Annotated in this window: 12 protein-coding genes; all 12 read left to right on the top strand. The window is 49.2% G+C overall.

The features are described 5' to 3' along the window. Positions 1-15: 15 nt before the first annotated feature. Positions 16-399 carry a hypothetical protein gene (locus tag AC1S5B_RS06665; protein ID WP_482034899.1) on the top strand — a complete coding sequence of 128 codons (384 nt, stop codon included), beginning with the start codon at positions 16-18 and terminating at the stop codon, positions 397-399. Beyond that, positions 396-3,218, top strand: a complete 2,823-nt coding sequence (locus tag AC1S5B_RS06670; RefSeq protein WP_482034900.1) for a hypothetical protein — start codon at positions 396-398, stop codon at positions 3,216-3,218. Before AC1S5B_RS06665 ends, AC1S5B_RS06670 begins: the two co-directional genes overlap by 4 nt. Beyond that, positions 3,208-4,257 (top strand): hypothetical protein, encoded by a 1,050-nt coding sequence (locus AC1S5B_RS06675; RefSeq protein ID WP_482034901.1) that lies wholly within the window; start codon positions 3,208-3,210, stop codon positions 4,255-4,257. Before AC1S5B_RS06670 ends, AC1S5B_RS06675 begins: the two co-directional genes overlap by 11 nt. Positions 4,258-4,338: 81 nt before the next feature. After that, positions 4,339-5,466 carry a hypothetical protein gene (locus tag AC1S5B_RS06680; protein WP_482034902.1) on the top strand — a complete coding sequence of 376 codons (1,128 nt, stop codon included), beginning with the start codon at positions 4,339-4,341 and terminating at the stop codon, positions 5,464-5,466. A 30-nt stretch (positions 5,467-5,496) separates the two neighbouring features. After that, on the top strand, positions 5,497-6,264 hold the full coding sequence (locus tag AC1S5B_RS06685; RefSeq protein WP_482034903.1) for a hypothetical protein: 768 nt from the start codon (positions 5,497-5,499) through the stop codon (positions 6,262-6,264). A 12-nt stretch (positions 6,265-6,276) separates the two neighbouring features. Continuing rightward, entirely contained in the window at positions 6,277-7,800 is a 1,524-nt protein-coding gene (locus tag AC1S5B_RS06690; protein ID WP_482034904.1) for a TrbI/VirB10 family protein, read from the top strand. Continuing rightward, positions 7,797-8,534 carry a hypothetical protein gene (locus tag AC1S5B_RS06695; protein ID WP_482034905.1) on the top strand — a complete coding sequence of 246 codons (738 nt, stop codon included), beginning with the start codon at positions 7,797-7,799 and terminating at the stop codon, positions 8,532-8,534. The genes AC1S5B_RS06690 and AC1S5B_RS06695 overlap by 4 nt, the downstream gene beginning before the upstream one ends. Positions 8,535-8,536: 2 nt before the next feature. Continuing rightward, positions 8,537-9,829 (top strand): hypothetical protein, encoded by a 1,293-nt coding sequence (locus tag AC1S5B_RS06700; protein WP_482034906.1) that lies wholly within the window; start codon positions 8,537-8,539, stop codon positions 9,827-9,829. 2 nt (positions 9,830-9,831) lie between these two features. Next, complete coding sequence (locus tag AC1S5B_RS06705; RefSeq protein ID WP_482034907.1) at positions 9,832-11,598, top strand: type IV secretory system conjugative DNA transfer family protein; 1,767 nt, start codon at positions 9,832-9,834, stop codon at positions 11,596-11,598. Positions 11,599-11,606: 8 nt separating this feature from the next. Continuing rightward, positions 11,607-12,770: a hypothetical protein gene (locus AC1S5B_RS06710; protein WP_482034908.1), complete on the top strand. Its 1,164-nt coding sequence runs from the start codon at positions 11,607-11,609 to the stop codon at positions 12,768-12,770. A gap of 11 nt (positions 12,771-12,781) precedes the next feature. Then, entirely contained in the window at positions 12,782-12,982 is a 201-nt protein-coding gene (locus AC1S5B_RS06715) for a hypothetical protein (protein ID WP_482034909.1), read from the top strand. Positions 12,983-13,016: 34 nt separating this feature from the next. After that, a complete protein-coding gene (locus AC1S5B_RS06720; RefSeq protein WP_482034910.1) occupies positions 13,017-22,301 on the top strand; it encodes a bifunctional 3'-5' exonuclease/DNA polymerase in 9,285 nt (3,094 codons plus the stop codon). The last annotated feature ends 56 nt before the right edge of the window (positions 22,302-22,357 follow it).

Consider the following 22,357-nt stretch of genomic DNA (forward strand, 5'->3'; position numbering starts at 1 on the left):
TAGCTAACTTAAACGATGTCTACTGAACGCGATCAAACATCTGATGAATTTATTCCAGTCAACCAGATCCTTAATGCCAAACCGCAGTTAGGACCGATTCCAGGAGAGCAGGTTATTCCCTGGCTCATCATTGCCATTGTTGCGTATCTAGTTTGTCAGGGTGTTTTGGGACTGGACTGGTGGGCAACTGGACTAATAGCCGTCTGGGGTGCAGCAACGTGGTGGGTGCTGACGGGTAATGAAAGCTGGCGGTTCCTGACCAAGTTTCACGGCACACCTAACTGGACGCGCGGACACTTGCCCTACACCATGATGACCCAGGTACAGAAATTTGTAGACCAGGTTCCCAGACGTAAAAGACGCACCAAAAAATCTAGAAGGACAAAAGTAAGGCAATGAAATCAAAAGTTGGCAAGCAGCGCGTGACTGTGATTGACAAGGAGCGAAAGCAATCTGTCACCCTGAGTGCCTTTGAAGACTACAACTCCTTGGCAGGATTCGCTCAGATTGAGCTAAAGGGTAGAAGTGTCGGAGCAGCCTTACTTCAGAAAGGCAAAAACCGCTTTTGCTTCGTCTTTGGATTTGCCTGCAATGGCGTTCACGATACCCTCAGACCCGATCAAATTCCCCCAACCCTTCGTAGCTTTGAAGCCGCACTGAAAGAGCTACCAAGCGGAGAGCGCCTGACAGTTCACCTATCTAGCTTCACTACCGATCACGATCGCCAACAACAACTCGATCAATTACTGGAGCAAACCCCCTCTTCTGAACTGCGCCTGCTGCTCATGAGCGAGAAAGCCAGAGGTCAGGAGCTAAAGGAATCTGGCACCCGCAAACCAAAGACTCTGCATCTGTATTGCACCTACACGATTGAGCCAAACCAGAAGGTCAAAGGTGATGCGGACTGGATCGAGAAGGTATTGGCGAAGGGTGTAGAAGTCTGGGAAACCTTTAAAGGTAAGGGCGATCACGTTATCCAGCAACGTTATGAGGAGATGCTACAACGAGCTTTTTCTGAAGGCTACTTGCGCTGGGAGCAGTTGCTCAATATCAAGATGGGGCTAGATGTAAAGCCCATGAGTGTAGGTCAACTGTGGGAGCAAATCTGGTGTCGCCTCAACACGACATCACCTCCTCTAGTGCCCCAACATCTGATTCTGAATGACAAGGGATTGAGTGAAGTGGTGCAGAATGATGTTCACTCAACAACTGTTTTGATTCAAGGTGAACATGGGCAGGAATCGGTTCCCATTGCCGATCGCCAATGGGTGAAAGTGAAGGGCAAGTATGTAGGAGTGCTGGCGTTTAGCGCTAAACCGGGGGGATTTCTGAATCAGAAAGCTCAACTGCGATATTTATGGGAAGCGCTCTGTCGTCCTCACATTATTGATACGGAAGTCATCTGTCAAATCACGCCTCGCAACACTACCCTGCTGAGAACCAATATGCAGCGGATTCTCAAACAATCGAATGTGTCAGCGCACCTGGCAGAGCAGTCCCGATCAATTGATGTAGCCGCCCAAATTAAGGTGAGGCGTTCCGTCGATGCTCAGGCAAAACTGTACGAAGGGTACATTCCCGTCAACATTGCGACCGTGTTGCTGGTTCATCGGGACACGCGATCGCAACTGGAAGAAGCCTGCGATGCGATGTCTGAGTGTTTCCAACTGCCTGCTAAAGTTGTGCGAGAGACCGAAATCGCTTGGCGTATCTGGCTCCAGACCTTACCAACTTCTTGGGAAAAATTGCTTGGTGCGCCGTTCAAGCGTCAACTCACCTATCTGACCAACGAAGCGCCTGGACTTATCCCACTTACCCTGACCAATCCTGGCAACCGAACCGGGTTTGAACTGATTGCGGATGAAGGAGGGAGTCCAGTCAAGATTGACTTCACCAACGAGCATCGCAATATCGCGGTATTTGGCACTACTCGTTCTGGGAAGTCGGTGCTGGTGTCTGGCATGATGACTCAATTCCTCTCCGAAGGCTACCCAATCGTCTGTTTGGACTACCCCAAACCAGATGGCACCTCAACCTTCTCTGACTATGCTGAATTTCTCAATCCCCGTGCAGCTTACTTTGATATTGGGCGACAGAGCAACAACCTGATGGAAATGCCCGACTTACGACATTTGCCAGGTGAACAGCAGCGGGAGCGATTTGAGGATTACAAAGGCTTTCTCGAAGGAGCATTAGTAACGATGGTGCTGCCCACTGCTCAACAGGATGCGATGTTGGAGCAGACAGTGAGATCGCTCATCGGTCGAGCCTTGAACAACTTCTTTAAAGACCCTGGTATTCGTCATCGTTACGATCAAGCGTTAGAGGATGGATTTGGAAGTTCTGCATGGGCTAAAACTCCAACATTACAGGACTTTTTAGGATTCTGTACCACAGAGAGCTTAAACGTGGATGCTGACACCGGACAGATCCGCAATGCTCAATCCCAAATTCTGCTGCAACTGGAATACTGGCTCAACTCACGGGTGGGGCGGGCGATCGGTCGTCCGTCTTCATTCCCAACGGATGCTCAGTTAATCGTGTTCGCTTTGCGGAACCTGTCCAATGAAAATGAAGCCGCCATTCTCTCGCTCAGTGCCTACTCTGCGGCATTGCGTCGTGCGTTGGAATCGCCCAAATCGATTTTCTTTATCGATGAGTCTCCCATTCTGTTTGCTTACAACACGATCGCCCGGTTGATTGGTCGCTTGTGTGCCAACGGTGCAAAGGCGGGAATTCGCGTCTTCCTGTCTGCTCAAGACCCAGATACCATCATGAACTCAGTCGCAGGACAACAGATCATGCAAAACATAAACACGCGCTTGATTGGACGGATTCAACCGTTGGCGATCGAGGCGTTTATCAAATGGCTGTCCTACGAGCGCACCATTATCGCTCGAAATGCCAGCGAATTTTTCTTCCCAAAGCGGTCAGAACTTTACTCCAACTGGCTCCTGGATATTGACGGCACCTACACCTACTGTCGCTACTATCCTGGCGCAATTCAAATTGCCAGCGTTGCCAATAACCCGGATGAGCAATCAGCCCGTGCCCGTGTGCTGGCGCAATATCCAGACAACAAGCTGCTGGGCATGGCAAAGTTTTCTGAGCAGTATGTGGCAGCAATTCGCAACGGCTCCAGCCTCGACCAAATTGGTTATCAGGAAACTGTTTCAGACACCCTTTCTCCCGCGATGGTACTAGCCCATGTCAACTAAGCCTTTACAACCCAAACAACTCAAACCCGTCAACCAGGCAAAGTTGCGGGTGCTGATCTACACGCTTACTTTGGCAGCATTTGTAGGAACGCTGTTCCCCCAATATGCCAAAGCCGGGGTGTTAGACGGACTCTCAAATACGATTCAACAGACCGTGAATCAGGTGACAGGTCAAATCACAAATCCGATTCAACAGGTCGGAACCGTGATTGATGACGTGCAAGACAGCATCCTGGAGCCAATTAACGATGTCGTGGGCGGAATCAATCGTACTTTAGGCTCCTTCCTGGCTCCGTTCCAGCAACAGCTTCAGCAGTATCTTCAGGTGTTTACTCAAACCTTTCAAAAGATTATGGGAGACATTTTTGGCTCCGTTTTTGGTGGTGAACGGCAACCTTGGGATGAGCAGTGGGGCGGTGGAACGCCTGACGCTGGCTCTACAGACAATGCAGGCAATGGTGATGAATTGCCTACCGCTGATGCGCCCGGTGTCATTTATGGTCCGTTGCAAATTCCTGATTTCATCAAAAGTCACGAGGCGATCGATCAAAGCGTCACGGGTAGCGCAACGGCTGGAACTCCATCGGCTGATTCCCGGATGGTCGATCGCTTTAACATCAACCCCGTGCCTTTAGCTCAGTCCATGAAGTTCCAACAGGATAGGCTCCAGAATTACGGTATGGCAGCGACTGTTCTCAGCACCGAAGGACAGGCAGCGATGAAACAAGAAATGGAAGCCGCAGGCATGACGCTTCAATCCATTCAGACAAAGGCACAGGAAGCTCAAGGCTTTGATGTCACTCAAGACGTGATGAAGAATTTGACAGGGATTCAGGCAAATCAGTCTTCGTTGCAAGCAGGTAGTTACGCCCAACTGATGGCGCTTCGTGCTCAGGAAGCAGCAAATTCAGTTGTGACATCCAATATTTCTGAAGCCCTGGATGAAGCAAACCGTGCTAGCCACGCCGAGTCGATGGCAACCGCAGATCACGCTCTCAGAGCCTCCGCTGGCTTCTATTTGCCGGGTTTGGTTAAGTAGTCAGATGATTGCGCGATCGCAGTCATACATCAGTCAGATCGACTGTTTAGGGTAAGGCAATCCTAATCGAAACACATCATCATGTTCACTCCATCTTTGTTGGCAGTCGAGGGAGCCAGTCGGATTCTAGATGAAGGACTGCAAACCAGCACCAAGGTCGCAGAAGCCTGGAATCGGCACTGGCTCACCGCCTTTGATAGTCCACTATTCACCACGATCGTCTATTACTCTGGTTTGTTTGCAGCAGGTGCTTTAGTCTTATTCATGCTCCAATTCATCAAACGTATGGTGGATGAAGAGGACTATGCCGCAGCGCTCAAAAGTTTGGTACTGGCATTCATTCTGTGCGGATTGCTGGCAAATAACGGCTTCGTTCTAGCCGGAAGTGTCCGAACTTTACGCGGAGTTGTTCATAACCTTTCCAATCGAGTTTTGGAAGTGACACTACTAGACACTCGCATTCGCGATGCCATCACTGCATCTGCTACTCAAGGAGCAATTATCAGCGAGATTCGCGCTCAACTGAGCCAGTGCTACGGCATGGTGGGACAAAAACAAATTACCTGCCTGGAGGAAGCCAACAAACAGGTTGAGCAAACAATTGGGGCAGTTCAAACTGAGCTTCCAATCATTGCCAACCTGTTAGGTCCGATTCGAGCCGTACAACGCGGGATTCAAGGCGCGATCGAGGTGGGTGGTGCTCAGGTGCAGGGCGGCGATGTTGGGAGTGTAGTTACGGCTCCGGGCTTCGCAGTCGCAGGTTTTTTAGGCGGATTTGTTGGGTCAGCCGCGCAAGAGACGGTGCGAATTGTGCTGTGGGGATTTCAGTGGGGGTTCACCAACCTCCTGGAAATCTCAATGTTACTGACTGGACTAATTTCTCCTTTTGCGGTGGCAGGTGCATTTATGTTCGATGGCAAATCACTCTGGACATGGCTAACTGGCTTTTTTGCGATGGGATTAGCAAAGGTGTCCTACAACATCATCGTTGGATTAGCAGCCGTTGTCGTAGTCAACGCTGAAGCCACTGACACGATGGGTTTTCTAGTCATTATGGCAATTCTCGCTCCAGCTTTGGCATTAGCGCTGGCAGCCGGAGGCGGCATGGCAATCTTCCACGTAATCAACACAGGCATGGCACGAGCGATCGGAACTCTCAGCAACTTCTCTCCCGCGATCGGTGGTGCGAAAGCTGTCCGAGGACGGTAACTCCTCTCTCTTCTCATTTGGTAAACGACCATGCAAATTTTCAACCGCAACAAGAAGCCTTTCATTGATTCTTCCGATCTGATTCCGTTGTTTGTTCTTGGCACTCTAGGGCTACAACTCCTCAACCTACTAATCAACAGTGGTGGCGCAGTTAGCCTGTGGTCAATGGTTCGTAAACCAGCCCCAGCGATGGTGCAACTGCTGGACGGGCGATCAGTCGCAATGGAAGCTGTAGATACTGATCAACGTACTTCAACGGTCATTCGTCAGTTTGTCAAAAATTCACTTGGACTGATGTTTACCTGGAATGCCAGAATCCCTGTGAACAAAGATATGGCTACCGCCTCCACGGGCACTTCAGACACCGTAAAAGATCCAGGCGTTTCAATCGGCACAGGCGGACGAATTACTACGGCAAGCTGGCAAGCCGCCTTTGCCTTAAAAGAAGATTTTCGCAACCCATTTTTAGAGCAGGTTGCCAGGATGACTCCTTCAGAAGTGTTCACAGGCGGAGCGCAGAGTGTTCTCAGTTTTGAGTCAGTCTCTGTGCCCAAACCTGTGAAAGCAGGGCAGTGGCAGGTTGATATTGTCGCTAGCCTGCTGATTTTTGACTCCACTCATCCACAAGGGCTGGCAGTTCCCTTCAACAAAAGCATCTTCGTTGCCGCGATCGAACCCACCATTGATCCGCTTGCAGACAATTCCAGCCCTATCCAAAAAGCGGTTTACCGCATTCAGGAAAGCGGCTTACAGATTCGTGAAATTCGTGACCTCGATATTCAACAACTCAATCAATAGAGCTTCATCGATATGAGTAAGCATTCAACCTCAGAAATAACTCCTGATTCCCCTGAATTTAAGGAGAAATTCCCCAAGGAAGACGAGTGGGATGAACTGGCAGAACTTGCTGCCATGACCGGATACAAGCCTGATTTCAACAAGGCGGCTCGGACTGCAACAAAACCAGAGCCAACACAGCAGGACGGTGAAGAACCGCCCCTACTGGATGACGAAGACTTGGAAGAAGAACGGGAGACGAAGACGAAAACTCCGCTGTGGAGTAACCCGATGGCGAAGGGTGGAGTTGTATCTGTGTTGATGGCAGTCGCGATTGGGTCGGTCGGACTGTTTGTCTGGAGTCTAAACGGTAATTGGAACAGGAACTTGAATAACCCCAAACCCCTGTCTAATGTGCCAGAAACAACCTTAAAGGTTGACCCAGAACAGGCTGAGATTGGTCGTCTCAAAACTGTTACAGCATTGGGTAGTCAAGCACAAGTGCTTAAACAGGCTCCACGCATGGGAACCCGGCAGATGATTCCGGTGAAATCAGGCGAAAAGCCAAAGACGACCCCAATTAGATCTACTCCTGTTCGTCAGTTCACTTCTGTTTCACCTGCACCTGTCTACTCTGCTCCTTTTCGGACATTTTCGCCTCCGGCTCCAGTTTCGGTGCGAAGCAGCAATATTGGCGCGATCGCAGCCATCCCGACTCCACAAGTCAATCCACAAGAAGCATGGAATAAGGCATTGGCACTTGGTAGCTTTGGAATGGAGACGGGCACAACCTCAGCGTTTAATGAGATTCCTGAACCACCAATTGAAAAGCCTACAACTCAACTAGCAACTGATACTCGCTACGAGGCAGATGCAGCGGCTCTACTCTCAGGTGAACCTCGACGAGTTGTTGCGATCGTTCCCGGCACAACAGCGACAGGCACTTTAGTTACGCCGATCGTTTGGGCACAGGATTTGAAATCTGAACAGCAACCGCAACGGTTTGGCTTACAACTGACTCAGCCTATTTATGCAGCCGATGGCTCAGTTGCTCTACCTGCTGGCACACAGATGGTAGCAAAGGTGGACGCAGTTTCGGAAAGCGGCATGGTGCAATTATCGGTAATCGCTGTTGTTGCCCCTAGTGCTAAGGGAAATCAGGTTGTTGAACTTCCATTTGGGGCGATCCAGATTGTAGGCGAGGCAGGCAAACCATTGGTAGCAGAACGTCAGAATCCAGAACGAGGACGCTTGGCTGGAAAAGACATCACTGTTGCCCTATTAGGTGCATTGGGTCAGGTTGGCGGATTACTTAATCGTCCTGGCAATCAAACGACAACCACCAGTCCTTACCTATCCACAACATCCATTTCCAATGGTCAAACAAATATCTTGGGTGGATTGTTAGAAGGGGGCTTTGGCAAACTGGCAGATCGGGTTGCTCAAAGGCAGCAGCAGGAAATTGATCAAATCCTTAAACGCCCTAACTTGTGGTACGTCCCAGCTAACAGAGAGTTAACGATTTTTGTCAGTGCGCCAATGGAGGTTGCCCTATGAACTGCATCCTTCGTAATCTCATTGTTTTACCTCTGGCGATCTCGGTGGTGACTGAAATTACTCCAGTGGTTGCTGCTCCCATCGTGCGATCGCTCTCTCAATCTATTGCCCAAGGGTTAAGTGGAAATGGAGCCAGCGTCACGGTTTGGGCGGGTGCTGGTACGAATATTGACTTTACCCGCACTGGGGAAACTATCTCCCGCACTTGGTTAGACGATCCTCATGCTGTTGTTGTAGACTTCGATGCTCCACCTGGAAAAGGAGCCAGTATCGTCCATCTGAAACGAGTAAAGGGTATTCACTTTCCAAATCTACCTGAAACAAAAGCTACCCTGCTAACCGTTATCACTCGTTCCCGCTATGGGAAGAAGACCTACCTGTTTGAAGTTAGATATGGCTCTGGGTCTCCCCAGTACGCCACGCTTGCGATCGCTCCAGACTCCCAAGCATCGGGTGGATTGACTATTGGTGACGATCAAACTGCTAACTGGAGTGACGTGGATCGGGGATTACAAAGAGCGATCGCTAAACAACTAATCAGTGCCACAAGCCCAGTGGTTTTGCGAGTACAGAATTTTCTGGCATTGGCACGCAATGGAATGCCATTACAGCCAGCAGCAGAGCAGGCGCAGGTGTCTCTGGCAGTAGTATCCAAATTGGCAGAGATGGGAATGTCTGCTCCAACTGCACCCCCTCGATCACAATCCTTTCTACAGCAACCTTCTTTGAAATAACTATGTTGCCTTTCGTTTTATCAGCCGCACTACTGGAGATAGTTCCCTCCAGTAAAGTCCCCTCTTCAATCCCTACAGCCAGTTCAACTGCAACCATTCCAACTGTGATGATCACGCGAGGTCAAGAACAAACGGTTACTCCAGATTGGTCACGCTTATCATTCGCTAATCTACCTGCGATCGCGCAGTCCGGTTCCCTCAACGGGCAGAAATGGTCAGCAGGGCAACCCGTTGAGAAATTGCTGACTTTGGGTGATTTTCAGGATAGTTTCAAACTACAAGACCTCAATCTATACGCGATCGCGGTTGCTACTCAAACACCGATCAAGTTGGTGAAACTGAGTCAGTTCAAACTACTGGCAGGGCAGACTCTCGCGGATCTAGCGCTTGCTGTGCCTGAATTGGAACAGTTGCCAGTTAGCACAATCAAGCCCCTTTCGGATCTGCTTAAATCAGCCAAACCCAGTTACCGACTGACGGAAAAAACTCTGCCTCAGTTATTGGAGCAAGACCCAACGCTAGGCGCATTGAGTTTTCAGAACTTTGACTTGACAGTCTACACTCTAGATGACTTTCCTGGTCTCATTCACGCTCCTTTGCAAGCATTCAGGCGTTGGCAGGAAGCCAAGCTGACGGATATTCCTGGCTTACGAGAAATGCCCTGGCAACAATTTCCTAATCCGCCAAGCGATAGCAGCAGGAGTGGTGTGATCCAACTGCCTACTGCTCATATCAAAAAGCCGGGTAAAGATACCAGTCGCAGCATTTCTGGCAGCAGTGCGATCGGCTATCAAATACCTTGCACTGGTTGTACAAGCATCACTTTTTCTGACCCACCTGCATTACAAGAGAAACGCTGGATTTCTGGTTTAGCTCAATGGGTACAAGGAGGAACAAGTGATGTTGCTCAGTCTCCTACCCATTCAGAACCAACCGGACGCAATGTATTCGGTAAAGCGTTCAAAGTGGTTGTGACAGAGGTTTCGCCCAAACAGGCACAGACTGCCTTATACTTCCGCTTCTGCCAGTTTCAGCAGCAAACTTCCTGTAGTCCCTACGCGATTGGTCCCGTACCATTCCTGAGCTACCGCAATGGTGAGTTGATGCCTATTGGCAATCTGGAGTCAGGAACAGAACAATCCATAACTCCTCAAATGCTGCCATCCGTGGAGCAAATTCTCCCCACTATACCCGCTGAAATTCCCAGTACTGTAAGTCATTGGTCTGAGCTTATCAGTCAGATCCTTGAACAGATTAAAGCCCTCCTTCATCCTCCCGCAACTCCAACTGCCTAGCCATGCCTCCTGCTAATACCCAACAAACCGTTTCAACGCCCACTCAGATACCTGGCGGCATTAGCGATCAGTTTGGTGCTCTTGCCACAGCAATGAAAGGGGAGAACGGCGTAATGCTACTGATTACCTTAACTGGATGGTTGGTGCTTGCCTGGTTAGGGCGTGGCACTAACAGAAAGAATAGACTTGCTACTGCCCGGTTTGCCGGAACGAGAGAAAGGGCAGTAGCTAAACGCAAGGCGCTCAAGCAAATTGCCGCTCGGAAACACAATGTCGTCGCCTTTAAAATTTACAACTCGCTCTATTTGCCAGATGCTCAACGAGGAATAGCCGTTTCAGGTGGGGCAGGGTCTGGTAAGACTGCCAGTTTGATACTTCCGATTGCTCAATCTGCGATCGAGCAAAATATGCCAATTTACTGCTTTGACTTTAAATACACCGAACCAAACGACAGCTTGGTATCGGTGATTCTGCCAACGGCAGTCAAAGCAGGATACAAGATTCATGTTTTTGCTCCTGGAATGGACGAGTCTGAAATTTGCAATCCCCTGGACTTTTTAATTGACGACATGGACGGCATGGCAGCGCGGCAGCTTGCTTCGATTATGCACAAATGCATGAGATCGGAACATAGAGATGCATCTGACGATCCATTCTTTTCGATCGCGGGAGACTTGCTGATTCAGGCTGTCCTGCTACTAGCAAAGCAAACGAAATTCCCTGACATGATGATGTGCCAGGTTATTTTGACCATGACTGATCTGCCCAAACGCATTCAGGCATCAAAGTTGAGCAAACTAACCAAAAACACCTTTTCTCAGTACCTTTCTGTATCAGGTAGCGAGAAAACAGCAGACAGCATCCGAGGTACAGCCCAAAACCTGTTCGTCCCATTCACCACCCCAGGATTGGCAAATGCGTTTTGTGGTAAAACTACACTGCCATTGACCTTGGAGGGAAAAACGTTAGTGGTCGTTGGGATGGATAAATCGGTTAAAACGGCGCTGGCACCATTCTTGAGCGGAATTATGCAGATGGTGTTGGATCGGAATGTGGCGATCGCCCGCAAAGATCCGTTTGTGTTTCTGCTGGATGAAGCCCCTACCGTCGGAATTGACCTGGCAACAGCGTTTGCGACTCAGCGATCAGCAGGTGCAACTACAGTGATGGGCTATCAGGATTTTGGTCAACTGGAGCAACGCTACGGCGAATCACTCTCGCGTACCATCCTTTCCAACTGTGCTACGAAAGCTTGGTTTAACCCGCAGGAATTGAAATCGGCTCAGTGGTCAAGCGACTATATTGGCGAGGAGCAGCTAAGTCTCAAGCAAAAATCAAAGGGTCACAGTGGCGGCAAAGCCAGTACCAATGTTTCCGACAACGATCGAACTCGTAAACTCTACAGTCCCGATCAATTTCTCCGATTACCGCCCGGTAAGTGCATCTTGATTAATCCGGCAATTGCTGGACAAGACGAAGTAGGAATTCCGATGGCACAAAAGATCAAAATTCCCAAAGCAGTTGAGCAACAACAGGAGTGGGCAAAACGAATGTGGAACGAAAAAATTAAGCAACGGTTGAGCGATCGTAGTCCCCAACCCAAACTGACCCGCGAGGAGTTGCGGGTCTACACTGAGCGGATGATTGAGGAACGAGGAGCTGAAGCAGAGCGAATTTTGCCGTTACCAGGTAATGCACCGTCCTCTGGTTCTAGCAGCAAGAAACTCAAGGACACCCAAATGAAACAAACCTTACAAGCAGCATTTTGAGGTGAACTATGTTAGATATGACCTCGCACAACGCTGAAAAAGTTCAAGGCGACATTAATACGTTCCTGGAAGCTCTGACTCAGTTTCTCTCTAAAATCCAGTATCCAATTAATATTCCTACGCAAGAGGAAGCGCCACCTGTTCTGGAAATGGATGCATGGCTGGCGGAAGAAGAACCGTTCACCGACATTGAGATTATTCCGGAACGGAATATGCTTTCTGGAAGCAACCCACCCTTATTAGAAGGACGAGAGCCGCTACTGGTGTCTGGTAGTCCAACGCCTCCGCAACTTGAGGCGGGGGCAGAAGTACACTTGCAAATCGAGGGCACCTACATCATTGCCCTATTGCCTGACCTGAAATCACAATTGGAGCAATTATCACCAGAACAATTGGCTATGCTGACCCAAGCGATCGAACGTCCCGCTTTACCCTCTACCGAGCTAATTGAAGTGGTGGATGGTGAGTTGATTGATATTGAAATTAATGGCGTACAGTGCTTCCATCAAGAACAGGGACAAGTGACAGTCAACGCTATACTGCCTAATGCAAGTCAAGTGCAGAGTCTAGAAAGAATTGAGTCAGAAAACACTGATGTTCGACGAGTGCATGACATAACGTTGGTGACTCAGATTGGGGAAAAGGTGGAAGAGCCAGCGACCGTTGAGCTTCGTCCAGCCCATGAAGTTGAATCGTTGATCGGGCAGGCAATGGGCGACTCATCAACCTTGCATAAACAGGTACTTCAAGATGCTGCACCTGTGCAAGTCATGCGCGACCAGTATGGACACATTAAAGGCGGAGCAGCCGTGAGAGCCTCTGTAGAGGTGACTGAAGATACCGTTGAGGCGGAGGCTGAATATCAGGCAGAGCATCAACCGTTGACTTTTCAAGCAAAAGAAGTGGTTGAGGAAATTCATGGCTATTTTGATCGCACTGGAGAGCAAAAGTTACCTGGAAACAATGATTACCTCATTGAAAAGTTAGATAACGATCGCCTGCGATTCATTCCCTATAACTCTTCTGATGATGCAATTATAATCAACCGTGAACAAGTGGAATCAATGGTAGACATTACCCAATATCAACACTTGATGATTCGATTTACAGCAGCCTACGAAAGTATTCGGACTGCCGAACGGAGTCGCGATCGGGAACTAGAATTGACTTAAGAAAAAAGATTATGAACCAGAATCAGAATTCTAATCAAGTTTCTAAGGAACTGCGATCAAAACATTCGGAAAGTTCAACTGAAACTAATTATGACAATGCAGATACACCTCCCATAATGCGTGAGGAAGACCCGGATTTAGAAGCGAAGCTAGATGTGATATTTAAGCCTTCTCCTTGCTCCCCCGATGCCAAAGCAATGGATGATTTTTAGCCCTCACTATTTGACCCAGTAATAACCGTTCACGATGTTCAACGATCGCAAGGAAGCTCTGATCAGAGCCTTCCACAGTTCCCTATTGGAAGGAGAAAATTACGCCCGAATTAATCAGGCGCGAAAGCAAGCTGAGAATTTTTTGAATGTACCCATTCCTCCCGGCAGTCCGTTAACCAAGCTGGTAGATGAAGCAATGGAAGCTGCGATTGTCCGAGTTGCGCCACACCTGATCGCTCAGTCTTCATCAACTCACCAAGCGTATGACCAACTCGTAGACCTACTCAACCGTCAGCCAACATTGGGAGTTCGTTCCTCTACTTCCGTTCTCCAACAGGCTTACAGTACGCCAATCTCGATCGCTTACCTTGCCTCCACACTGGCAGGAATTACACCAGAAACTACCGTCTACGAACCGACTGCTGGAAATGGAGCCTTACTGATCGGAGCGAATCCAGCCAATGTGATTGCCAATGAATTAAACAGCGATCGCTTTGCCGAACTAAAACAGCGAGGCTACCAGCAACTAACTCAGCACGATGCCAGCACCTACCGACCAGACGGGAAAGTCGATGTAATCATCACCAATCCACCATTTGGCGTTGTGCATGGTGACGACGGAAAAGTAAAACGGTTTGAGATGCTTGGTAATCGTCGGGGGACACGCCAGATTGACCATGCGATCGCCCTTCATGCATTGGAAGCAATGAAGGATGATGGTCGAGCCGTCCTGATTCTGGGAGGCAAGTTGGGCAGCGACGAGAATCTGCGCTCTGACCGCTATAACTCAATCGAAAGTCGGGGATTTTTCTATGCTCTCTATCAGCATTACAACGTTACTCAGCACGCCTCGATTTGGGGTGATCTCTACCGCAAACAGGGAGCAGGCTTTCCCATTGATTTAATCGTCATTGAGGGACGAGGAAAATCCCAGCGAGGCTTACCTGCCGCTGATGTACCCATCATCTACAAATCATTCGATGCACTCAAGGAGTTACTGCCCAATGAGCCAGTTCATCAAGACGACCTATCAAAACTACAGCAACTTTCCGGCGATTTGGATACCCGACTCAGGCAATCAGTCATTGCTGATGGTCAAGCTATCAGGTGGGATAGCAGAGATACCAGAGCGGGACTATACCCAACTGATGAGCCTGCGAATTCAATGGATGATTCATCACTGGATGGAGCAGAGCGGCGAAGACCAGATGCAGACTCATTACCGACTCAGCCAAGCCCTCAAACTGTTGTACCTTCAGGAACCGCCGAACCTCTACGAGGATTATCAGACGAAGGAACTCGAACCCCTTTGGTGGTGGACTCTAGAGTGGGCGGAGACATTTCTGGAGCGCAACGAGACATTCATGGTTCGCTTTCGAGAAACGGGACTGGACTTTCCCCTCCCAATCCAATCGAACGAACTAGAGACCCCGCAGGCGTGGATAGCGAACCACGACAACTTCACGTTGGAGAACTGGCTTTCAGACCTGACCTACGGCATGGACAGGTAGCTTCCAACCAGACGGCACAAGCAAGGATTCAAACAATGGCAAACCCAGATATTGAGCGTCCAGAGACGGATGCGATCTTGAACGTTGCATATATTCCCCGTAGTCAGGGCAGATCACCCGGTACGCTTATCCCGGCGAACATGGCAACAGCGGCTCAGACTGCCCTCGATAAGCTGGAACAGGCAGTTGGCGATGTGGATGAGTTTGTGCAACAGCGCATGGGTTATCCGTCGAAAGCCGAACTGTGGAAGCACCTATACGCCGAGCAAATTGATGCAAATGCTCTGGCATTTTGGCAACGGGACAAAAGCAAAGTGTTTCTCAATGGCGACCAAACTGGGAACGGAAAGGGACGATTCTGTGCGAGTCAAATCATCGATGCGATCAATCAGGGGCACGTTCCGGTTTTTGTCACGCAAAAATCAACTCTGTATGTTTCGATGCTGGCTGACCTGCAAGACATTGGCAAGTCTGGAGTGAGAGTTTTTGCAACTGATAGCAACCTAAAGCTGGAATTACCGGATGGCAGCAAACTTAGAACAGGCAATCCTGTCGAGCAACAGGAAGAAATGCAGAGCTTAATGCAGCAGGGGATGGGCGGCTATCAAGCTATTTTTACTACCTACAGCCAGCTTCAAACAATCGACAATGGCAAAGAACCATTCCGACGGGACTTTTTGCGCGACCTTGCACCACGAGCAATTTTCATTTTTGATGAGGCACATGAAGCAGGCGGCAGCACTGGAGAGAAAGGCTGGGTCAGTAATAGTGCGGCTCCGAACCGGGCAGAATTCGCACGAGAACTGATTGATCGCAGTGCGGGAGCCGTGTTTGCCAGTGCGACTGCGATTAAAGATCCGGCAGTGATGGATCTCTACGCCCGTCGCTCCGATGCCTCTGATGCTGTAACTGATATTTCCTTCTTGCAGCGAACCCTGAAAGAGGGTGGTGTTCCCTTGCAACAGATGATGGCAGCCAAATTTGTTGCGTCTGGTCAGATGCTAAGGCGAGAGCGATCGTTTGAAGGCGTGTCATTCCAGTCAAAAGTGGTTCCAGCAGATCGGCAAGTTGCCGATGACATCTCCTCGATCATGCGATCGATTAGCCAATTTGACCTGACTAAAGAAAAAGCAGTTGCCAAACTTAGCAAGGAGATGAAAAAGGAGGCAAAAGCTGCTAGCGAAGACAACTCCATCGGTCAGTCAGGAGCGAAGTCTACCAACTTCACCTCGTTGATGAACAATGCGATCGATCAGGGGTTACTGTGCCAGAAAGCAGAAGCAACGGTACAAGAAGCGATCGCGGCAATCGGGCGGGGTCAGAAGCCTGTGATTGCTGTTGCTAACACGATGGATGCTTTCATCAAGCAGTACGCCGAAGACAACGGGATGCAACCGGGCGACGCGATCACCATTTCGTTTGGCGATGTTTTGAGCCGTTACCTGGAGCGATCGCGGGATGTCACGATCAAGGATCATGAAGGCAACGGCATTCGACGACGGATGACCGATGACGAGTTAGGGGATGATGCTTTAGCTGCTTATGACAACGCTAGAGAAATTATTGATGGCACTGATCTGTCTGCAATCCCGCTCAGTTCAATCGACTACATTAAATGGCGACTAACGCAGGCAGGTTTTCGCGTTGATGAGGTCACCGGACGGCAAAACATCATCGACTACAGTCCTAACGGGGAACAGGGCTATGCGCGTCGTTCTGCGAAAGAAACAACTCCTCAGGCAAAGGTAGAAATTGTCAACCGCTTTAATGCTGGAGAACTGGATATCCTGATTCTCAACCGTTCTGGCTCTACTGGCATTAACCTTCATGCCTCCGAAAAGTTCGCCGATCAGCAGCAGCGACACCTGATCATGGCGCAGGCAGAGCGAGACATAAACCAGGTGATGCAGATGTTGGGGCGGGTAAATCGGTTTGGGCAAGTGTCTGAACCCGAAATCACCTACTTGATGAGCGATATTCCAGCAGAGAAGCGTTTGGGTGCCCTTCTCTCTCACAAGATGGCAACCCTCAACGCCAACACAACCGCCGATCGCGATTCTGCTCTATCAGTTGCTAACGTGGTTGATTTCCTCACACCCTATGGGGAAGAGGTAATCAACGAGATTCTGGATGATCACCCGGAACTGGAAGCAAAGCTAGCCTTTCCTAGGGAAAGGCTACAGGGAGAGTCTGAGATTGAAGTTATCAGCCGCACCACTGGTCGAATTCCCTTGCTTTCAGTGAAGGAGCAGGAGGATCTGTATGCCTTGATCGAGTCTGAAACTTTGGATTTGGTTGCTCAAAAACAGGCAATGGGTGAAAGCGTTTTGGAGGCGCAGCAACTTGATCTGGATGCCCGGACAATTGGACGGATGGAAATTATTCCTGATAACTCTACTGTTCGTAACGAGTTCACTGGATCGGTCTACCTGGATGTGGTGGATGCCAAAGTTCCAGTCAAACCGTTCAGTCAGTTAGAAGTCATCAACCTGGTGCGCGAAAATCTAGATTTGGAGCCAATCAGAGAGGTCAATCAGCACGACTTTTATCAGGTAGAAAAACAGGCAAAGGAGCAAGCACAGCACACGGTTCACGAACTACGACGGGAGACGATGAAATATCGGGCTGAAATTTTATCTGCCAAACACGACAATTATGGCAAAGACAAAGCGGGAGAGCGAATTAAGAACCAATTTACCCACGTAGGTGGAATTATCCGTAACTTTCCATCGGGTCAGACAGTACGGGTTGTGTCGCCAGAAGGCAATATTACCTACGGAGTAGTGGCGAAGGTCTGGCAGAAAGGACAAAATGGTAGCCCAACTGCACCGACTAATTGGCGAGTTCAAATTCTCACAGACAATCATGCCCGGATGCTAAACATTCCGCTGACTCGCTTCAACCGAGGTAAGGAAGGCATGATGACGACTATCACTAAGCAGGACACCAATTGGGAAGGGCAAGACATCTACGAAGCCTTTGACCTAAAGCAACGAGCAGAGCGCACAGAGCGGCAGATTTTTCAGGGCAACCTACTGAAAGCCTACGAGAAGTACCCAACCGGGAAGTTTCTCAACTACACAGATCATCAGGGAAATGTGCGGCAGGGGTTGATTATGCCTGCCAGTTTCGATATTCAAGAATCTCTGCGGGAGCAACCTGTAGCCTTCAAAGAGCCTCGTCAGGTCAAAGTATTTTTAACAGAACTCACAAATTATCAGGGAGCAGTCAAAACCCTGGATGAAGTACTGACGATCAAAAGTCAGGCAGCAGCCCAATTTGCTAGTAATGCGGCTGGCTTTGTGCTGCAAACACCGCAGTCTGCAATCGGCGATCGCTTCTCGCTAGATCCAAACATTATTGCGGCAGCAGGCAGTGATTTCTACTCGGTGAGCGATCGCATGGAACTGATAGTTTCAGTAGACCGAATTGACGGGGTGTTGAACGTTTTGATGAAAGAACAGGGCATTTCTCTCGCTGCATTTGACTTCAAAGACAAAGCGCGGGAGTACCTGGGAGTCAAACTGCCTGAGTTAGAACCAATTACAGACTCTTTTGGATCAAAAGGGAAAAACCCTGGATTTAAGGTAGCTAAGAATGAGCAGGTTGAGCAAAGTTCGGAAGCTAATGTCCCGCTCATTCTGGTTGACCCGATTAAAGATGACTTTTCCAAGCAGCCGCAACTAATGCCAGAGCAACCAGTCGCAGCCAAAGTTCAACTGGATGGCAATCAGTCTGTTGTCTCAGATCTGACAAATACAACTCTTCAAATCTCATCAATTGCTGTCAAGCAAATAGCAGGGACAGCAGAGAAAAATATCGGTAGGTTTCTGAGTGAAGCCCAATTGTCCGAAGCCATTGTTCAGGCTGATGACTTTTATCTGCGAATTGAGAATGAGCCATATCTGCCTCTGGTGGTCGAACGTCATAATAACCAGCTTTATATGACTCACTACCGAAATTTAGACACCTTTGAATGTGTTCATGATGGCGAAATGGTGTTCAAAATTCTTCCTGGGGAAACAGACTCCCAACTACGGCTAACTGAGACAGCCGTACAAAACCCGTTTACTGGAGGAGAAAGCCGTAACTGCGATCGCGGATTTGCAGCAACCTTTTCACGCAATGTGTTGGATCAAGGGTTTGCCGTAACCGCACGGGAAGCCTGGGAAAAGCAACAGGCATTGAAGGAGACTTCAATTGGTACTTTGACAGTAGTTGAGCTTTCACCAAACGGCAGTGAAATGGAGACATCGCTTCAGACATCAACAGAGCAATTGCAATCCGTCCAACAAAATATTTCTGAAATACTGCATCTAGATAACAAACTGGATACTGCAACAGCAGTTCTAGAAGCAGGCATTCAACAAGAGCCTCTAGAAAAATTTGACTCGACGATCGCACTGCTTGATCAGGCAAATACTGAAGTCCATGTGGTTGAGCAAGAAAAGAATCAGGCAGTTGAAGAGAAACCAGAACCAGCAATCAGCGAAGTCCTTACCTCTCAGACACCAGCTTCTCAGGATGAACTGGGGATTGATCTGGTTAATACTCTTGACGCTTTGCAGCAGGTGGTTGACCGTTACCAAAGCACACCAGTATTGGCGATCGATACCAAAAAAACGGGACTTGATCCTCATTCCGATCAGGTGAGATTAATTCAACTGGCAGCAGCAGATTGTCCGGTAACCGTGATTGATTGTGCAGCATTTTCTCAAGCAGATTTGCAGCCTTTAAGCCATCTATTTCAGAGCGAGTCAGAAAAAGTCTTTCAAAATGCCAGCTTTGATCTTCAGATGCTCAAAGCAACAGGTTTAGAGGTCAAAGGGAACATCTTTGACACGATGATTGCGTCGCAATTGATTGATGCTGGGCTGAGTACATCTCACAAGTTGGAGGCGATCGCTCATCGTTACCTGGGAATTGAACTGGACAAATCTGAGCAGAAAAGTAACTGGAAGGGAGGACTTACCCAGAGCCAAATTGATTGTGCTGCCAGAGATACGGCTGTGCTGCTGCCGTTACGGGAATCGCTGACAGCCAAATTAGAGGAAAAAGGGCTAACTGATACAGCCTCGCTCGAATTTCGTACCATCCCTGCCGTTGCTGAGATGGAGTGGAACGGTATGAGCATCAACCGGGTGAAACTACAAGCGTTTGCAGGTGAACTGGGGCAGCAAAAAGTTGCCTTAGAGCAAGAGCTATGGGAGAGGTTGCCTAAGCCCGAAGCGGTTCAGAAATCGCTACTAAATCCAACCTCTTTCAAAGTTGACTTGGAGAGTCCCAAGCAATTACTTACTGCACTTCAAGAGATAGGGATTTCAGTCAAAAATACCCGGAAAGAAACTCTGATACCGCTTCAGGAACGGCACCCCGTTCTGAGCAAACTGCTGGAGTATCGCAGGGTAACAAAAGCTCTTTCCACCTACGCGGAGGGGTACGCAGCTCTAGTTCACCCCAAGACGGAACGACTACACCCAAATCTTAATCAGTGTGGAGCCGTCACCGGGCGCTTTAGCTGTGACAAACCCAACCTGCAAAACGTGCCTCGTGACCAACGGATCAAGGGCTGTTTTGAACCTGCTCCGGGCAATGTGCTGGTGAAAGCGGATTACAGCCAGATTGAACTTAGGATTGCCGCAAAGGTGAGTGGCGAACCTCGGATGAACGAGGCGTATCAAAACGGACAAGACTTACACGCCTTGACTGCCAGTTTCTTGCTGCACAAACCGATCTCCCAAATTACAGGTGATGAGCGACGGTTAGCTAAAGCGGTCAACTTCGGGCTGATTTACGGAATGCAAGCGCATGGTTTTCAAACCTATGCGCGCACCAATTATGGAGTGTCCTTATCCCTCCCAGAAGCCGAGAAGTATCGAGAGCAATTCTTCAAGACCTATCCCGGACTTCTAGATTGGCACGATCGCGTCAAGCAGGAACATGCTGACTCTTGCCAAACTCTCGGTGGGCGTTTGCGACACTGGAAAGGCGAAGCTCCCTTTACGGAAATTATCAATGCCCCGGTGCAGGGAACTTCTGCTGACATTACCAAACTGGCGATCGCAGCCTTTCGCGAAGCCAGAGATTCCTTACCCCAGAAGTTAGATGCCAGATTATTGATGCAGGTGCATGACGAAATTGTGATCGAAGTACCCCAAGCGCAAGCAGAACGAGCAGGGCAACTGTTAGTTCAATCCATGCTGGAGGCAGGGCAACACTTCTTAACCGATATACCTGTTGAAGTTGAAGCAGTCATTTGTGAGGACTGGTCGGGTAAAAACGCTCGTCCCATTCCTCTTTTGGAGACACCGATTGAACTTGTAGAAGTTTCTCCTCCAGAACAAACTACTGAACCTATCCCACAAAATCGTGTTGACGCAGAACTGACGAAGCTGGCGGATTCCGTCAGAAATTTAGACTTGCAAGTCGTTGCTGCGACTTTAGGATTAGAGCGCGATCGCACCGACAGATCCAAATGGAATGCTTGGGCTGAGGTCGATGGACATCGGGAAAAACAGCACGTTGTTAGCATTACCAACAACAAGTTCATGGATTGGAAGACCGAGCAGGGCGGAGTCGGAGCCATCAGCCTGACGATGGCAGTGCGAGGAGGGGATTTCAAAACGGCTATAGAGTGGCTGACTCAGCAGCAGGAACAGCAATCCATCCCCGCCCAGGCATTCCAAGAGTCTCAAGAGCCAAAATCCTTGAAGCTACCGTTTCCCAATGAGCCAAATTGGGATCAGGTTAGAAAATATCTCACCCAAACCCGTGGGCTACCGACGAATTGGGTAGACAAATTGCATCATCAAGGACTGGTGTACGCCGAAGATCGCTGTAATGCCGTATTCCTACGTCAAACCTTTGACCCTCGAACCTGGGAGCGATTAGAGACAACCGGAGCAACGTTGCGAGGCACAATCGGAGACTTCAAAGGACTGGCTCCTGGCTCTAGTAAAGACAACGGCTGGTTCTGGATGGGAGTGGGTAGAGGCGAAGTGCAGCGAGTGGTTGTGACGGAATCAGCGATCGACGCAGTTTCTCTGGCAGTTTTAGAGAAAGGGCAGCACAATCAAGGACGGACAATTTACCTCTCCAGTGATGGCAAAGGTTCCATGCCAACCGAGGCTTTACAGGCTGTTGTGGGTCGAGGCGGTAGCGTTATTGCCGCATTCGACAACGATGCTGATGGTCGGAGACTATCTGAAAAACTGAATACATCCGTTGCAAACGTGATTCACATGACTCCAACTCAGGGCAAAGATTGGAATGAGCAACTGCTGCGATTTCGTCAAGAATTGCGCGACTGGTACAAACAGGCACGAGACGTGGGACGTTCAGAAACCCATCTCAAAAGGATTGAAGGGATCGGCAAAGCGTTCACCCAAGATGGCACTCCTCCAAATGAGCAAGATCTGCGCGTCATGGCTCAAGATAAAACCAACTGGCAAGGGCAAACGCAAACGATAGCCGATTGCGCTCAACAGATTCTTGACACAGCAGGAGAGCCGCAGGCAGGAGGAACCTTGTTTGTGGGAAAGACCTATACCCTCTTCGCTCAGAATGATTCGCTTTATGCGCTGGCTTCAGAAAGAGGGAGCAAGCCTACCGAGTCAGACTGTCACATTCTGCCCGACTCAACCTTGGAACAGGATCGGGGGATTATTCTGAAGGTGCAAGAGGGAGTCATTTCAATTCGGGCAACAAGCGTTACCAATCTGGACGCTGAACGATTCGAATATCAGGCAAACCGGGTAATGCAACAAATGAAAGCACAAGAACAGGAGCATAGTCAGATCACTGCTTGATGGCAGTCATATCTCAGTCAGACGGAGTTCGTAGCCTTACAGCATCAGATTGTGTT

It is taken from the genome of Leptolyngbya sp. CALU 1928, from assembly GCF_056784215.1.

Excerpts from the sequence above, each read along its gene's own strand:
- AC1S5B_RS06700 (WP_482034906.1), top strand. The coding sequence starts at position 8,537 with ATGTTGCCTTTCGTTTTATCAGCCGCACTACTGGAGATAGTTCCCTCC.
- AC1S5B_RS06670 (WP_482034900.1), top strand. The coding sequence starts at position 396 with ATGAAATCAAAAGTTGGCAAGCAGCGCGTGACTGTGATTGACAAGGAG.
- AC1S5B_RS06695 (WP_482034905.1), top strand. The coding sequence starts at position 7,797 with ATGAACTGCATCCTTCGTAATCTCATTGTTTTACCTCTGGCGATCTCG.
- AC1S5B_RS06715 (WP_482034909.1), top strand. The coding sequence starts at position 12,782 with ATGAACCAGAATCAGAATTCTAATCAAGTTTCTAAGGAACTGCGATCA.
- AC1S5B_RS06690 (WP_482034904.1), top strand. The coding sequence starts at position 6,277 with ATGAGTAAGCATTCAACCTCAGAAATAACTCCTGATTCCCCTGAATTT.
- AC1S5B_RS06680 (WP_482034902.1), top strand. The coding sequence starts at position 4,339 with ATGTTCACTCCATCTTTGTTGGCAGTCGAGGGAGCCAGTCGGATTCTA.
- AC1S5B_RS06705 (WP_482034907.1), top strand. The coding sequence starts at position 9,832 with ATGCCTCCTGCTAATACCCAACAAACCGTTTCAACGCCCACTCAGATA.
- AC1S5B_RS06675 (WP_482034901.1), top strand. The coding sequence starts at position 3,208 with ATGTCAACTAAGCCTTTACAACCCAAACAACTCAAACCCGTCAACCAG.
- AC1S5B_RS06720 (WP_482034910.1), top strand. The coding sequence starts at position 13,017 with ATGTTCAACGATCGCAAGGAAGCTCTGATCAGAGCCTTCCACAGTTCC.
- AC1S5B_RS06710 (WP_482034908.1), top strand. The coding sequence starts at position 11,607 with ATGTTAGATATGACCTCGCACAACGCTGAAAAAGTTCAAGGCGACATT.
- AC1S5B_RS06685 (WP_482034903.1), top strand. The coding sequence starts at position 5,497 with ATGCAAATTTTCAACCGCAACAAGAAGCCTTTCATTGATTCTTCCGAT.
- AC1S5B_RS06665 (WP_482034899.1), top strand. The coding sequence starts at position 16 with ATGTCTACTGAACGCGATCAAACATCTGATGAATTTATTCCAGTCAAC.